Consider the following 14,801-nt stretch of genomic DNA (forward strand, 5'->3'; position numbering starts at 1 on the left):
ATGGTTATTGACCCTATAAGCAAATATGTATTAGTATACCAAAACTTCCTGCTCTTATGAACTTTAATTAGTCTATTTTGTATCATTCTCTATAATCATCCAGTTTCCTGCTAAGCAGCCATTTATGAGACGAAAGTTAGTCCTCCCAATCTTTGCTTCGTTCGACGGCTTTCAGCCAGCCACGATAAAGTTTGCTTCTGTACTCCTCAGACATTTTCGGTGTAAAGGAACGATTTAATTTCCAGCTTGAGCAGATCTCCTCTTTATTCTTCCAATAGCCAACGGCTAAGCCTGCTAAGTAAGCAGCTCCCAGTGCCGTTGTCTCAATCACTTCCGGTCGTTCCACGCCCACACCTAAGATATCGGACTGAAACTGCATTAAAAAATTATTGGCTACAGCCCCACCGTCGACTCTTAACGTCTGTAAAGTTATCCCCGCATCCTTTTCCATAGCGCCCAAAACATCTTTCGTTTGATAAGCCATGGACTCCAATGTGGCTCGGATCAAATGAGCCTGAGTTGTTCCTCTGGTCAGGCCAAAGATAGCACCTCGAGCGCGCATATCCCAGTAAGGGGCTCCCAAACCCGTGAAGGCCGGAACCACATACACTCCATTGGTATCCTCCACCGCCGCAGCAGCCTGCTCAGAATCCCCGGCCGACTGAATAATTTTCAGCCCATCTCTCAGCCATTGGACCGCCGCCCCTGCTATAAACACACTGCCTTCTAAGGCATAATTTATGTTACCCTCCATTCCCCAGGCAATGGTTGTTAACAACCCGCTTTGGGAGGGTACCGCTCTTTCTCCCGTGTTCATCAGCATAAAACAGCCTGTTCCATAAGTATTTTTGGCCATACCCGGTTCAAAACACATCTGTCCGAACAAAGCCGCCTGCTGATCCCCGGCAGTCCCTGAAATTGGAACGGAACACTTGCCAAAGAGAGGTATCTCCGTATATCCATAGACGCAACTTGAGGGCTTAACCTCCGGCAGCATGTTCATGGGGATATCCAGTTCGGCCAGAATTTCCTCGGACCATTTCAATTGGTGAATATCGTACAACATCGTTCGCGAAGCATTTGAGTAATCCGTCACATGAACTTTGCCGCCGGTCAATTTCCAAATCAGCCAAGTATCAATGGTTCCGAACAACAATTCCCCCCGGGCCGCTTTTTCACGGGCGCCCTGGCAATGATCCAGAATCCATTTCACTTTGGTACCTGAAAAGTAAGCATCTAAGACCAACCCTGTTTTTTGCCGGATGCTTTTATCCCAACCCTTTGCTTTTAGATCTTCCACGATCTCCGTAGTACGCCGGCATTGCCAGACTATGGCAGGATGGATTGGCTTCCCGGTAAACTTATCCCAGACAACAGTGGTCTCTCGTTGATTGGTAATGCCTATCCCAGCTATGTCCTCCGGAGATATACTGGTTTTAGCCAGCAATTCGGCAATGACACCATACTGGGTACTCCAGATTTCTTCTGCGTCATGTTCTACCCAGCCGGGCTTAGGATAAAATTGCCTGAACTCCTTTTGGGCAACCCCAATAACATCACTAGAGTGATTGAACAATATCGCCCGGCAGCTCGTCGTCCCTTGATCTAAGGCTAAAATGTATTGATTGGACAAACTTTTCCCCTCCCCTTCCACAGTTTTGCTTAGAAAACCTCGCCACGGATGGCATTAAAAAGAGCAAACAGCCAAAATCATGGCTGCTCATTCCCCGTCTGCAATATTCTCCATCTGTCAATCAGCCAGCCTCCGCTTGCCGGTTTGGATATATAAAAGCGTCTCTGCAACATTGACAATATGGTCTCCCATGCGTTCAATTGTACGGGCAATCACCAGAAAAATTCCCAGTTGCCCCTCATTAAACCGTGGGCTCCCTTTTAACAGGGCCTCCTTAAATTCAGCATAGGCTTCATCTAAAACATCATCCTCATCTGCCAAATCCCTGTCAATTTCTTTATTACCCTTTAAAATAGCCGTTGTGTACTCGATCATAAACAGTAATTGCTTAGCCATCTGCCGGATGTCTGCCGGCCAATCTTTCTCCGGCCTCAGCTCGCTCAGTTCAGCCAGATCACAGGCATAGTCGGCAGATCGTTCAAGCTCTTGAGCCATGCGCCGAAACCCTAACAGCCACCGCAAATCCTGGTCTCGAAGCTGCTGTAAGCTCATGATGTCATAACTTCGATCCACGATATTATCTCTTAATTGATCAATAACGTCATCTTGCCTTTCCCAATCCAGAACCGTCTCGCCCTTTTCCAGAGCTTCAATAGCTGCCTTTAAATGATTTTGTACTGCTTCGGCCAACTCTGCCGTCATCACACGCAGATTTAACAAAACCTTATCATACCCTGATTTGCGAAACATTCCTATTTATAACACCTCTTTCTCTATTCAGCATTGACGTTAAAATTCCTGCGTGTAAGCAACAGAAATAACGTTAGATTATTATATAAAGGGATATTACCAAAAGGAACCGCTTAATATTCTAAATTTTCTGTTAAATATTTATTTCCTCAATCGCCTTATCCTACTAGCTGAAGCAATTTTTTAGGCGCAAACGGTTTACTAAGTCAGGGACAGCCCGTAAGCTTTCAGGAAAATCCAAATCGGGTGTTTGATTTCTATCCCCGATCCATGCTGAATTTGAACCTGACACCCCCCGCATTCCGTGATTATGCTTTGGAATTCTCTATTAGTTACGCCGGCCTGAACACGCGCAAATAAAGGCCCGCCGATTTCCATGGCCAGCGGATATTTCTCCCGCTTATAGCCATAACTCCCCGATAAGCCGCAGCACTCTGAATCGAGATTGGTAACCTGTACTCCCGGAATTAAGCGCAATAAGCGCAGGGAAGGGATTCCAATACCTTGAGCCTTTAAATGGCAGGGAGCATGGTAACCAAGGGATACGGTAACCTCTTGAAAATCTTTTTTAAGTTCTCCTCTCTCATGCAGAAACCAAAGAAACTCGAATAAATCATAAGTCTGTTGACCTATAAGTTCCCCTCCGGGCACCCTGCTCTTTGGATACTCCTCCTTCAACGCTAAGCTGCAGCTGGTGCAGGATGTTATCACCGGAATTCCCGCCTGCAAATAAGGATTCAGCAAGGATAGGTTTTTTCTGACGTTCTTTCTGGCTCCTTCAAACTCTCCGTTGGCTTGAAGGGGCACCCCGCAACAGCCGAAAGCAGGTACGATCACGTCATACCCCTGGTGCTCCAAAACCCTTACGACCGCCAGACCCGTCAAACTGTCATTATACGTAACAAAACAACCGGGAAAATAGACAACCTGCTTGGAGTTAGCAGGACTCGTATTTTTCGTCGGTTTAAATTTGGGTTTATAGGCAGGTAAGGGAGCATAACGGCTGATGCCCAAGGCGTTTTCCAATCCCCCCCGCAGGAAAGACAGTTTTAGCATCTCATTGGTCAGATTCGGAAAAACCGTTCCTAACCGTCCCAAGTATTCTGCCCGACCTAAGATTCGGTCCCGGACTCGGCGGCGCCGGTCCTTTCCCCCTGTTTGCCCTTCCTGAAGGGCCATTTCCCTCGCTCTCAAAATCATATCCGTAATTCTTACCCCAGAGGGACAAGTAACTTCACACGTTTTACAATTAGAACAGTCCTTTAAATACCTGGTATACGTGGCTATGCCTTCCAGCCGGAATCGTTCTGCATCAGGCCCGAGACTTTTAGGTCCCGGAAAGGAAGGATACACGGCTGCAACAGGGCATAGGGCAGTACAGGCACTACACTTAATACATGCATCCAAACTACTGACTTTATCTTGTCCATCCATTTCAATCTGCATCCTTCCTACATTTTCTCCCCTGCAAACCATCCTGAAGCCAGAGCTACTCCTCCCCCGCAGTGCTCCATCCACGGGTCCCAATGAGCAAGCATTCGTCCAATGACGCGTACATTTTCCCAAATTAGTTCATGGGTCTTTAAATCCAGGGGACGGAGTTCATGATCAACTTCAACCCCCATACGAGCGTAAGGCTGTTCACCTAGAAACTCTGCCTTCGTCCACTCACCCCTTGGGACAAACAGGGGTAACCCAAACACCATCTCTTTGGCTTCTTGAGGGGTTACTTCTATGCCGCCGCCGAAAATTCCACCCGTTGCCAAGACAAATTTGCGGGCCCTAAACTCAGAATCTTTACCTTTACTCTGGACAAGAATCCTTTGACAACGCTTTCCCTGCCGTTCAACCTCTTTAACGCCTGCTCCTACGATCATCTCCCCGCCCAAAGCTTTAAATCGTTTCCTCAATGCTTGATAGAGTTCATAGCCGGCAAAGGACGGCGGAAAAGCCGTCATCTCCAGAACCGGAAACGGCAGTCTCTTTAATTCCTCTTGTAAGAGCATTGAAAATCCTGCAGAAAGTCCGGGGAAGATTATTACAATATTGCGGAGATCTGTGGTCGTGTTCTCTAATCTTTGCACCAGAGAATTAAACACATTTTTCAATGCCCGGGTTCCCGGGGCAGAGCACCAGTACCTGGCATAATCCATTCCTGTTATGGGTTTGCCAAGAGCATACCAGGCTTCAAAGGCTTCCAGACGAAATTGGTGTATGGTTAAGACACTTTGAGGATAAGTCTTTTCCAAATTGACTTTTATGACCTCCGGAAAAAAATCCTTCATCCCCTCCGGCACCATCAGCACCATTAGCTGGCCATCTTGTAAAACCCCGGCATTCAGTCCTTCAGGAATTAACCCTCCTTGTCTGGACGTTCCCAAGGGAGTGAGGGCGTATTGAACCTCACCCCTTTCCCCCCGGTAATCAGGAAATAGAGTTCGGAAATAATCCAAGGCCTTATTAAGAGCTGTTTCTCCCAATAAGGCATAAGGATGATTCTTTTGCTTAGTTAACAGCCCTGGGTTCCCTACATCAATTACCCCAGAGCTATAGATCAGACTTCCAACCCCTTCTGAGATTATTAATATTTCTTTGCCCCTTTCAGCGCCTCGAATTCCGGCCAAAAGACCTGCCAGACCCCCTCCGACGACAATGCCATCCCACATGGGAACTCCTCCTCAATTATCGCTGGTTTTCATTTAGTTGAAGGGTGCCTGCGTATATTGCTCTGGTTAACTCAGTTTCACGCAATTGCTGTCCCCATAATACCGGTCGTATTCCTTTCCAGCGCTGATTAATAAAACTTCGCAACTCGCCTTGTATAGGATCAAACTTTTGCTTCTCCAGTCTCAATAAAGGCAGCACTCGGTAGGTACAGAAAGCCCCCTGGCAAGTCCCCATTCCCAGGCGAGTCTTGCGCCGGATATCGGCCAAATGATGAGAATCCGGATCGGCGGCAACTTTTTCTATTTCCGCAGCACTCACCATTTCACACTCACATAGCATTTGGGCTTTACTGGGATCCCTTTTGATTTTTTCAATAACCTCTTTTGCATCATCTCCAAGCCTTTCCAGCATTTTTTCTGCAGCGGCAGAAGGCAAAATCCGCAAAGCTTGTTGTCGTAAATCTTTAGGTATTTCCGGCAGTAATGATTCCTGAGCTGTACGGCAAGGGACCTTATTGCCCAGCTTATCTGCCACCCAGTCGGACACTTTTTCTGCCATTAAGCGATAGGTCGTGAACTTTCCTCCGACAATGCTGATCAACCCTTGAACTCCATCCTGAGCTTCATGATCAATCAGGGCGAAGTTCCGGCTTACCTCCCGACCCGCTTCTGCAGACCCTGGCAGTTTACTATCATCCCGGTGAAGAGGCCTTACTCCTGCAAAGGCCCGGATGACTCTGTAATTTATGATATTAGGAAGAAGCATTCCACCCATACTCAACAACCTTTTAACCTCATCATCCTTAGGTTGATTATCTTGGGGTGAGTCAACAATTTCCGAAGTAGTGCCCAAGATGGTAATTGTCTCATGGGGGACAAAAATATCACCATCACTGGGCAGATGTAAGCGATTGATCACTCGCTGGAAGAGCCGATGATTGAAGGCCAGCAAGGTTCCCTTATCACAGATCACCTCTAAAGTAACACCGATAGAAGCCGCAATCTTTGCAGCCCAGGCACCGCTGGCATTGACTACCACTTCACTATGAAAAGCCACCTCTTCGCCATTGGTAAGATCTTTGGCCTTTACGCCAACAACCTTGCCGCTTTCCATAATAAGAGATTGAACTTGATGATAGGTTTTGTATTCACCGCCGTAATGCTTAGCGGATTTGGCATTAGCCCAAACCAGCTTAAAACCATCCACTGTTGCATCAGGCACCTCAAACACTCTGGACACACTCTTCAGCAAGGGTTCCTTGACGTAAGCCTCTGCAAGGGATAGTTCCCGTATAGGAATATTAGCCTTGCCGCATCCTTTAAGCCATTGTTCCACATAAAGGGAGTCATCCTCTTCCGACTGAACAAACCAACCTCCTGTATCCGCGATACAATGAGCGGCAATCTGTTTAAGAATGAGATTCTCGGCAATACATTCTGCCGCTGAAACAGAGTCTTTAACTGCATAGCGAGCGCCGCTGTGCAATAAACCATGGAAGCGTGAGCTGGTTCCATGGGCCAAGTCTCCTTGTTCCAGCAATAAAGCAGATATCCCCCTCATGCTTAAATCCCGCAAAATCCCTACTCCAGTTGCACCACCGCCAACAATCACAACCTGGTAATCTATCATACTGGCTCCCCCTTAATCCAGATCTTAGATTCTTAGTTAACATCATAAAGCCACTGGTGGAACCAAATACGCTTCCTCCAGTGGCTTCTCTTCTTCTCTCAGCCATTTCTATCAAATTTTAGGTCAAACGCAGCTTCCAGAGGTTTCTCCGGCTTGCTGTCACCGCTGTCAAACCATTATTTAGGGCCGTATGTACGTCCTCCGCTGTCCGCAGCAGTCCTCCTCCTAAAATACTTAAATCCGTGACCTTTAAGAACTCTTCGATGGCAAATTTCGGTACGGTGGCAGGTAATATTTCGATAGCATCCGGGGTTACCTTTTTAATGACTTTTAATCCCGTGCGAATGGCTTCTGAATCCACTAAAAACAACCTTTGTACCGTTAATAGATTGTTTTCTTTGGCATAGCGCAAAAGCTGCCATTTTACCGAAACAACTCCTTCAAGGCCTAAGCGTTTCAAGTAACGCATTCCTGCCTCATCTTTGCCGATGCCTTCAATTAAATCAACATGAGCGAGCAAGGATTTCTCAGGGTATCTGCTGCGGACTTTCAGAACCCCTTCTAAATCATTAATATCCCCGCCAATTAGAATCACTACGGAAACTCCGGGTATGTTTAAGACCTCCGTTAAATCCTCCAGATGCTTAACAGCAGGAACGATTCGGCTCTTTATTAAAGCTTCTTTAAAATTCATTTTACTGATCATGTCAACCTTCCACATCTGCTCCGGTAATGTTTCCCAGCAACTGTTTACCTGGCAATAAAACGTTCCGGATAATTGGTAATTACCATATCCGCTCCTGAGACGGCAACATGCTCCATCTCCCAATCCTCATTCACTGTGTAAGTATTAACGCCGATTCCCCGCAAATGACTTTCTCTAACTAATTCCGGAGTGACAAAGGCAAAATGAGGGTGTAAATGACTTGCCCCTAAGTTCTGAGCATAAAGCCAAGGGGCGACAAGTCCGCAGTCATAAAGCAATCCTGTTTGCAGGTGGGGGAAATCCTGAATAACTTCTAAGATGGTATGATGTTCAAAAGAAGAAATAATGCTTTGCTGAGTCACTTGGTACTTTTCTAATAAATCAACCACTCGACCAACAATGCCAGGATATTTGATCAAGCCTGTTTTAATTTCCACATTAAGTATGAGGGATCTGCCTTTCAGCATTTCCAGCAGCTCAGTGAAGGTGGGAATAGCAGCAAACATACCGAACTCCACCCCAAAGTTAAGCTGCTTGAGTTCCTTAAGTGAATAGTCTTTTATCCAGCCAACACCATCGCTGGTGCGATCAACTCGTTCGTCATGACAAATGACAATCTCTTTATCCCGCGTCAGCTGCACATCGAACTCAAATCCATCCACTCCAAATTCTAAGCCCTTGGCAAAGGAGGGCAACGTATTTTCAGGGGATGTACCGGCAGCTCCTCTATGGCCTAATATTTTCATGCTTTTCTCCTTAGGGCCTCAATCGTTAATCCGTCCTTTTCAACCATCTATACAACCCCATAACTATCATATCACTAGAACTAACCTTATTGTGCAGTCTCCAGATATTTTTATGGTTACATCATTGTCTGGGTATTGTCTCCTGAGTCTCCGGATCGAAAAAATGAGCAGCCCTCATATCTAAAGCAATTCTGTGAGTTTTCATCACTTTAGCTGTGCTGGAAGGCTCCATGCGTGCAATCATATTGACGCCGCTTAAAAAGAAGTAAACATAGTTCTCGGAGCCTACCGGTTCAACCACTTCAATCGTTACATCCAATGCCCAGTCCGGATGCTCCTCTATAAAGGACTCCTTATCATAAATAGCTTCGGGGCGAATCCCCATCACGATTTCTTTCGATATGTATGAAGCAAGCTCCTCTCGGCGCTCTTCAACGGAAGTCAAGCGGAAATCCGGTGTCTCTAAACAAAGAACCCCTTTTTCCTCCCTTACCTTTGCCTTCAGGAAGTTCATCGCCGGAGAGCCGATAAAACTGGCCACAAACATATTCTTCGGCTGGTTATATAAATTCATGGGGGTATCGACTTGCTGGATAAATCCTTCTTTCATGACGACGATTCTGTCCCCCATGGTCATAGCTTCTGTCTGATCATGGGTTACATAAATAAAGGTGGTTTTCAGACGATGACGGAGTTTAGCGATCTCGGCACGCATCTGAACCCTAAGCTTGGCATCCAAGTTTGAAAGGGGTTCATCTAAGAGGAATACTTTGGGTTCACGAACAATGGCTCGCCCCAAAGCAACCCTCTGCCGCTGTCCGCCCGAAAGTTCTTTAGGTTTTCGCTCTAACAAATGTTCAATCTCCAGAATTTTAGCCGCTTCTTTCACCCTTTGAACAATTTCTTTTTTAGGATATTTATTTAATTTTAAGCCAAAAGCCATGTTTTCAAAAACATTCATATGAGGGTATAAAGCATAGCTCTGAAAAACCATAGCTATATCCCGGTCTTTGGGAGCCAAATCGTTAACCAGTTTGCCATCGATCATGATTTCTCCGGAAGAAATCCCTTCTAAGCCTGCAATCATCCGCAGGGTTGTGGACTTTCCACATCCGGACGGGCCGACTAAAACAAGAAATTCTTTATCCTCAATTTCTAAGTTAAAATTATGAACCACCGTCGATTGCTCGAATTTCTTAACGACATTTCTCAGTACTAAGCCAGCCAATTCACAACCTCCTAACCTAAGCCCTTCTATTCAGCCGTATATGTAGTGCTACTACTCTGCCCGTTAAAAAGCCCAAAACATTCTAAAGAATAATGACCCCAAAGACAGGGGCGGCTACGCCCACAAGAGTGAACCCATTGCCGGGAGAGGCTGTAAGGCCTACAAAGCCGGCGCTGGGAAGCAGAGCTCCCGCGCCAGCAAGTTGACAAACCTCGGAATTCTGTTGCTGTTACTTGCCCAAAACCTTATCCAATGCTTCCTGGGCTTCCTTCTGAGCCTGCTGTAATGCCGTAGCTGCGGGTACATTTTCGATTTCAACTTTGTCGGCTGCCTTCTTCAAAGCATCCAGAATCTTTCCGCCTGTGGGATCAATAAATTCAGGAGAAGAGACCATGGCTTGTTCGAAAGGTACCAGGGCTTGAGGATTTTTAGCAGAATAATCTTTAAAAGCCTGAGATTCCATGGATGATTTTCGAACTCCGATATACCCTGTCTTCATGGACCAATCCGCTGAATTTTCTGTGCCCGTGAAAAACTTAATCCATTCAAAGGCTGCCTCTTTTTGTTCCGGTGAAGTAATTGCCGGAATCGCTAAAGCTTGAGAAAAAGCTTGAGGCGCTGGGCCGTGTCCTTCCCATCCCGGCTGAATATGAGCAGCAATAATGGAAAAATCTAAATCTCCTTGGTCTCCGCTGGAACCGGTATAACCGGCTGCGTTGCCTTTCATGACATCTCCAATGGTGTCATACCAATATTGCCAGCCTTGTCCGCCGGAGTGAATACGCATAATCTTATCATCGAATATGGCCTTGCGGAAAAATTCCCAAGTATCCACCCATTCCGGGGAATCGATGGTCACGGTTTTGCCATCCTCACTTAAGAACTTTCCTCCCTTGCTTAAGGTTGCATCGATTAGGTTTTTCTCGTCCCACATAGGCTCCCAACCATAAACAGCAACTTCGCCGCCGTTTCTTTGGGTTAATTTCTTGGCAGCTTCAGCTAAACTCTCCCAGGTCTGAAGTGCTTTGTCAGGATCGATATTGGCTTTTTCAAACATATCCTTGCGATAATAAAGTACTTGAGTGGTGGCATAAGCCGGAAGATAATACAACTTGCCATTCATTTGGCCTTGTTTGTAAAAGGATGGAACAAAGTCTTCCGGGTTAAAGTTCTTATCATTGGCCACTAAATCATCAAGAGGAGCGAGTACTTCACGCTGTGCCAGCGTATTCGCCCGAATATTTTCCAACAAAACCACAGCAGGAGCCTTCTTAGCTGCGATTCCTGCCTGTAGTGCCCTGAAAGTATCATCATAGCTTGCTTGGGCGACCCCTGTTACATGAACTTTGTTTTGAGATTGATTGAACTTATCAATGGCCGCCTTCATATTTTCCCCAAGTTTTCCGCCAAGACCATACCAATACTCGATTTCCACGGGTTTTCCATTGTCAGGGCTTTCGGAAGCTGTCTTTGTGCTCCCGCACCCTGTTACAGCAGACATTAACACCATTAAAATTGCCATGATGACTCCAAGACATTTAAACCTGCGCATCTGCCTTCCTCCTTCATCTCTTCATTGACATCTCTGAGCATTTCTAATTGGGCCAGGTATGCTTGCCGGCCAGCCACACCCCCTTGTCACTTTATCTAAGATCTTTATGTCCCTGATCTTTCCCCTGCCTTAACCTTTGATCCCTGTATCTCCAATTCCCTTCATAAACCAGTTTTGGGCCAGGAAGAAAACAATCAGCAAGGGGGCAATGGTAAAGGTACTTGCCGCCATAATTTGTGGCCAATTAAGCCCATAGGCCCCTCCTCCGATAAAATACTGGCGGAGTCCCTGCGTCACTAAACGCATATTTTCACTTTTGGTAATTAACATCGGCCATAAATAGTTGTTATAGTTTGTCACAAAACTAATTAAACCAAAGGTTACTACCGTTGTTTTGGAAATTGGCATAAAAATACGCCATAATATGGTCCAATGTCCTGCACCATCTAACAATGCTGCCTCCACGGTTTCTCGATGCACTTGCAGAAAGGCCTGACGCATGAGAAAGATACCAAAGACACTGGTAGCATTGGAAATGATCAACCCCCGGTAAGTATCCAGCCAATTAAGATTCCCCAAAATCACATAACTAGGTACGTATGTAGCCGCAACAGGCAGCATGTAAGTTCCCATAATCAGAGCAAACAGCAAATTTCTGCCCCGAAATTTTAATTGAGTTAAGACATAAGCCATCATGGAGGAATTGATAATTTGAATTGCCACAATGCAGCCCGCTGTGAAAACGCTGTTAAACACATACTGGCCGAAAGGCGCTCCATGCCAAGCTTCCATAAAATTCTGCCATTGTGGAACTTGGGGTAAAAGCTTAGGAGGAAACATCCATATCTCATCTCTGGTCTTTAAAGCGCTTGTCACCATCCAGATAAAAGGAAAAGCCACAATGAGACTAAGGGCTATGAGGAAAAGATGAGCTGTTAAATCTCCCCATTTAGCCGATGTTATTCCGGGTCTTTTCTGTACTTTATGTTTTACCAAGTTATCACCCCTTATTAATCCTGAGTTTTTTATTGATAATAAACCCACTTGCGGGCTAACACGAATTGAATGATAGAAAGAACCACCGTCAGTAATACTAATACTGTGGCAATGGCTGTAGCCTGTCCCATGTTAAACTGTTCAAAAGCCGCCTGATAATACATGTAAAGAATGGTCCTTGTCGCACCTGCCGGACCTCCTTGAGTCAGAACCTGAATCTGATCGTAGGCCTGCAGGGCATTGACCGTATTAATAATGACCAGAAAGAAGGTTGTGGGAGAAATTAAGGGTAAGGTTACCTTTCTCAGCTTGGTCCAGGCACCGGCTCCTTCAATATCCGCTGCTTCGTATAATTCCTGGGGAACTTTTTGCAATGCTTCCAGATAGAAAATCATTGCCCAGCCGACACTTTTCCAAATAGTTACGATGAGGATTGCCGGCATAGCCCAAGTACTGCTTTGCATCCACTGCAGCTTCGGCAAATGAGCGAGACTCAGTAAGAAATTAGCCAGCCCGACACCCGGCTCAAAGATCCACGACCAGACAATCGAAACAGCAACGGTGGGAGTAACCCAAGGGGAAAAAAGAATCGTCCGGTAAAGTCCTATTCCTTTAAGCTTGCGATTAAGCAGCAGAGCCAAAGCTAGTCCGCCAATTAAGGTCGGCACCACACTGCCGACGGTAAAATAGAGAGTATTCCAAAGGACGTCAGCAAACTCCCTGCTATTTAATAAATTAGAGTAATTCGCCAAACCAACATAATTATACTTTGGACTGATAAAATCCCAGTCCGTGAAACTTAAGTACAGGGAATACACCATGGGCCATACCCAAAAAACAAACAAAGGTATTAGAGCAGGTAAAGCAAACAATAAGGCTGTGATGCCGGTATAGGTTCCGGTGCGGCTGCGGCTTTTTTTCGGGGGGCTTCCCTTCTTTATTTCCGGCTTAGTAAGTACCGCTGTTTTGAGCAATAGGGTATACCTCCTCCTCTTTATTCTGGCATTTTTTATCATAACACTGATGTATTGCTTCCTTGTTACGGTATTGTAAGTTCTATGTTAAATTGGCAAAACTCTACAATTTCTCAGACAATTCCCATAACAACTTTGGCAATATTCACCGTATGCTCATCCGCTTGATACATGAGATGAATTAAGTCCAAGGTAATATAGCGGCGTTTTTCTTCCATCTTTAAGTCTCTTTCCAGACCATCTAGAGGTGATTGAGCAAGAAAGTTAAATTGCAAATCTCTTTGTATGCGAGTGGTTTCGGGATGTTCACGAATGACTTCCGCCGCCTTCTGTGAATCCCAGGTTGTTAAAGCTTCCATGACGGCGGCAAAGTGTTCTGTCACTTGAGTGTACAATTCATTTAAAACCTCCCAGTTTTCTTCAGGAAGCTGGAGGTTTTCACGATGCAATTTCTTGGTTATTTGGACCATAGCCATTAGAGCATCCCCGATATACTCCAATTCTTTAGCTATAAATTGAATATTCATACTTTCTTCTGCCTGCTCATCCGTAAGTCCTTTCTGTGATAGGACTGCTAAAAAACGCATGGTATGCCTGTAATACCAATCCACCCCCTCTTCAGCCTTTTCAACGTCTTCAGCCCAATCATTACTTTTTGCTAAAAGTGCTTCAGGAATTTTGAGCATCATTTTTGAGTAAATAAAGGAAGCTAAGGCCCGAATCTCCCCATCCGCTTGTTTAAGAGCAACTGCGGGAACTTCCAAGGATACTTCATCAATAACTTGAAACTTTAAGGGAGCCTCTTTGCCCTGGCGATCGGGAATCACACGCTTTAAAAGCTTTGCAATAAAGTTATTGAAGGGAAAGAACAATAGAATCATGAAAAGGGCAAAGAGCAAATGGGCATTGGCAACCTGCCGCTGTAAATTGTTTGTTGTCCATTGTATGAGATCAGCGAATTGGGATAGAAAAGGAAAAACCAAGATAGTTGCAGCTACTTTATACCCGGTATTGGCAATGGCTGTTCGTTTAGCATCCATCTTCTGAGTAGTTAAACTTGATAGCAGTGTGGTAATGGTCCCTCCAATATGTGAGCCCAGGACTAAAGGAACTATTGCAGACAGACTTAAAAGCTCCTGTCCGGCAAGGGACATCATAATGGCAAAAATCGCTGTGCTGCTCTGAATCACCGTCGTCAATATAAGACCGACAAGGATGGCCAGAATGGGATGGGCACCCAGTTGTGAAAGAAAGTAATAAACCTCAGGAATATTGCGCAGGGGCGCCGAAGCAGCGGACATGTTAGACATCCCAACAAAGATGATTCCGAAGCCGATTAAAGAATGCCCTAAATGCCTCCCTTGCTTCTTGCCTGAAAAATACAAAACAAAGCCAATAAAGATTGCCCCTAAAGCGACATCAAGAATTTGAAAAGCTATTAATTGAATAGAAATAGACGTACCTACTGCTGAGCCTAAGACAATCCCCAACGCTTGTCCGAGATTCATCATGCCGGCATTAACAAACTCTACCACTAAAACCGTAGTTGCCGCACTGCTTTGGAAGGCAACTGTCACGATGATACCCAACATAACCGCCATGAAAGGTTTCTTGGTGAGTGATTGAAGAATTTGTTTCAGACGATGTGCTGCAAATTTCTGTAAGGCATCTGAGGTGGTTTGCACTCCATACATAAAAAGGCCTAGCCCACCCAAAAAAACCAAAATTGTACCAACAATACTTATCTGATTTCAACTCCCTTTTTCTCAGTCCGTAACCCTATTATTCTATTCAAAAGTCTCACTTATGATCCCCATGCCGCCGATACAGCACCATCAGATGATGAAAGGAGAGTGCTCCCGGGTAGGGTCGGCTTCGCCCTAGCTTTGGGGTCAACGGTCCCTTTAGAACGGTTTGGGA

The 14,801-nt window shown here is 45.5% G+C and carries 12 protein-coding genes; all 12 read right to left on the reverse strand.

The features are described 5' to 3' along the window. Positions 1–136: 136 nt before the first annotated feature. On the reverse strand, positions 137–1,633 hold the full coding sequence (gene glpK / locus DESOR_RS26280) for a glycerol kinase GlpK (RefSeq protein WP_014187637.1): 1,497 nt from the start codon (positions 1,631–1,633) through the stop codon (positions 137–139). Between the two features lie 117 nt (positions 1,634–1,750). Then, positions 1,751–2,383 carry a phosphate signaling complex PhoU family protein gene (locus DESOR_RS26285; protein WP_014187638.1) on the reverse strand — a complete coding sequence of 211 codons (633 nt, stop codon included), beginning with the start codon at positions 2,381–2,383 and terminating at the stop codon, positions 1,751–1,753. A gap of 201 nt (positions 2,384–2,584) precedes the next feature. Continuing rightward, positions 2,585–3,829, reverse strand: coding sequence for an anaerobic glycerol-3-phosphate dehydrogenase subunit C (locus tag DESOR_RS26290; RefSeq protein ID WP_242832413.1), 1,245 nt, complete (start codon positions 3,827–3,829; stop codon positions 2,585–2,587). 5 nt (positions 3,830–3,834) lie between these two features. Further along, positions 3,835–5,049, reverse strand: a complete 1,215-nt coding sequence (gene glpB, locus DESOR_RS26295; RefSeq protein WP_014187640.1) for an anaerobic glycerol-3-phosphate dehydrogenase subunit GlpB — start codon at positions 5,047–5,049, stop codon at positions 3,835–3,837. A 16-nt stretch (positions 5,050–5,065) separates the two neighbouring features. Next, the gene (gene glpA, locus DESOR_RS26300; RefSeq protein ID WP_014187641.1) at positions 5,066–6,679 is read right to left on the reverse strand and encodes an anaerobic glycerol-3-phosphate dehydrogenase subunit GlpA; all 1,614 of its coding nucleotides are present in this window, start codon (positions 6,677–6,679) and stop codon (positions 5,066–5,068) included. A gap of 118 nt (positions 6,680–6,797) precedes the next feature. Next, a complete protein-coding gene (locus DESOR_RS26305; protein WP_148265328.1) occupies positions 6,798–7,400 on the reverse strand; it encodes a glycerol-3-phosphate responsive antiterminator in 603 nt (200 codons plus the stop codon). A 29-nt stretch (positions 7,401–7,429) separates the two neighbouring features. Further along, positions 7,430–8,131, reverse strand: coding sequence for a glycerophosphodiester phosphodiesterase (locus DESOR_RS26310; RefSeq protein WP_014187643.1), 702 nt, complete (start codon positions 8,129–8,131; stop codon positions 7,430–7,432). A 121-nt stretch (positions 8,132–8,252) separates the two neighbouring features. After that, positions 8,253–9,359, reverse strand: a complete 1,107-nt coding sequence (locus tag DESOR_RS26315) for an ABC transporter ATP-binding protein (RefSeq protein ID WP_014187644.1) — start codon at positions 9,357–9,359, stop codon at positions 8,253–8,255. Between the two features lie 229 nt (positions 9,360–9,588). Next, positions 9,589–10,911, reverse strand: a complete 1,323-nt coding sequence (locus DESOR_RS26320) for an ABC transporter substrate-binding protein (protein WP_014187645.1) — start codon at positions 10,909–10,911, stop codon at positions 9,589–9,591. Positions 10,912–11,040: 129 nt separating this feature from the next. Beyond that, the gene (locus DESOR_RS26325) at positions 11,041–11,907 is read right to left on the reverse strand and encodes a carbohydrate ABC transporter permease (protein ID WP_014187646.1); all 867 of its coding nucleotides are present in this window, start codon (positions 11,905–11,907) and stop codon (positions 11,041–11,043) included. A 29-nt stretch (positions 11,908–11,936) separates the two neighbouring features. After that, positions 11,937–12,791, reverse strand: a complete 855-nt coding sequence (locus tag DESOR_RS26330; RefSeq protein ID WP_042332819.1) for a carbohydrate ABC transporter permease — start codon at positions 12,789–12,791, stop codon at positions 11,937–11,939. Positions 12,792–12,994: 203 nt separating this feature from the next. Next, the gene (locus DESOR_RS26335; protein ID WP_042331718.1) at positions 12,995–14,575 is read right to left on the reverse strand and encodes a Na/Pi cotransporter family protein; all 1,581 of its coding nucleotides are present in this window, start codon (positions 14,573–14,575) and stop codon (positions 12,995–12,997) included. Between the last annotated feature and the right edge of the window lie 226 nt (positions 14,576–14,801).

It is taken from the genome of Desulfosporosinus orientis DSM 765, from assembly GCF_000235605.1.
In the GTDB taxonomy this organism is placed as follows: domain Bacteria; phylum Bacillota; class Desulfitobacteriia; order Desulfitobacteriales; family Desulfitobacteriaceae; genus Desulfosporosinus; species Desulfosporosinus orientis.

What these genes read in the sequence shown, in the direction of transcription:
- DESOR_RS26285 (WP_014187638.1), bottom strand. Translation starts at nt 2,383, where the DNA reads ATGTTTCGCAAATCAGGGTATGATAAGGTTTTGTTAAATCTGCGTGTG.
- DESOR_RS26290 (WP_242832413.1), bottom strand. Translation starts at nt 3,829, where the DNA reads ATGCAGATTGAAATGGATGGACAAGATAAAGTCAGTAGTTTGGATGCA.
- glpB (WP_014187640.1), bottom strand. Translation starts at nt 5,049, where the DNA reads ATGTGGGATGGCATTGTCGTCGGAGGGGGTCTGGCAGGTCTTTTGGCC.
- glpA (WP_014187641.1), bottom strand. Translation starts at nt 6,679, where the DNA reads ATGATAGATTACCAGGTTGTGATTGTTGGCGGTGGTGCAACTGGAGTA.
- DESOR_RS26305 (WP_148265328.1), bottom strand. Translation starts at nt 7,400, where the DNA reads ATGTGGAAGGTTGACATGATCAGTAAAATGAATTTTAAAGAAGCTTTA.
- DESOR_RS26310 (WP_014187643.1), bottom strand. Translation starts at nt 8,131, where the DNA reads ATGAAAATATTAGGCCATAGAGGAGCTGCCGGTACATCCCCTGAAAAT.
- DESOR_RS26320 (WP_014187645.1), bottom strand. Translation starts at nt 10,911, where the DNA reads ATGCGCAGGTTTAAATGTCTTGGAGTCATCATGGCAATTTTAATGGTG.
- DESOR_RS26335 (WP_042331718.1), bottom strand. Translation starts at nt 14,575, where the DNA reads ATGTATGGAGTGCAAACCACCTCAGATGCCTTACAGAAATTTGCAGCA.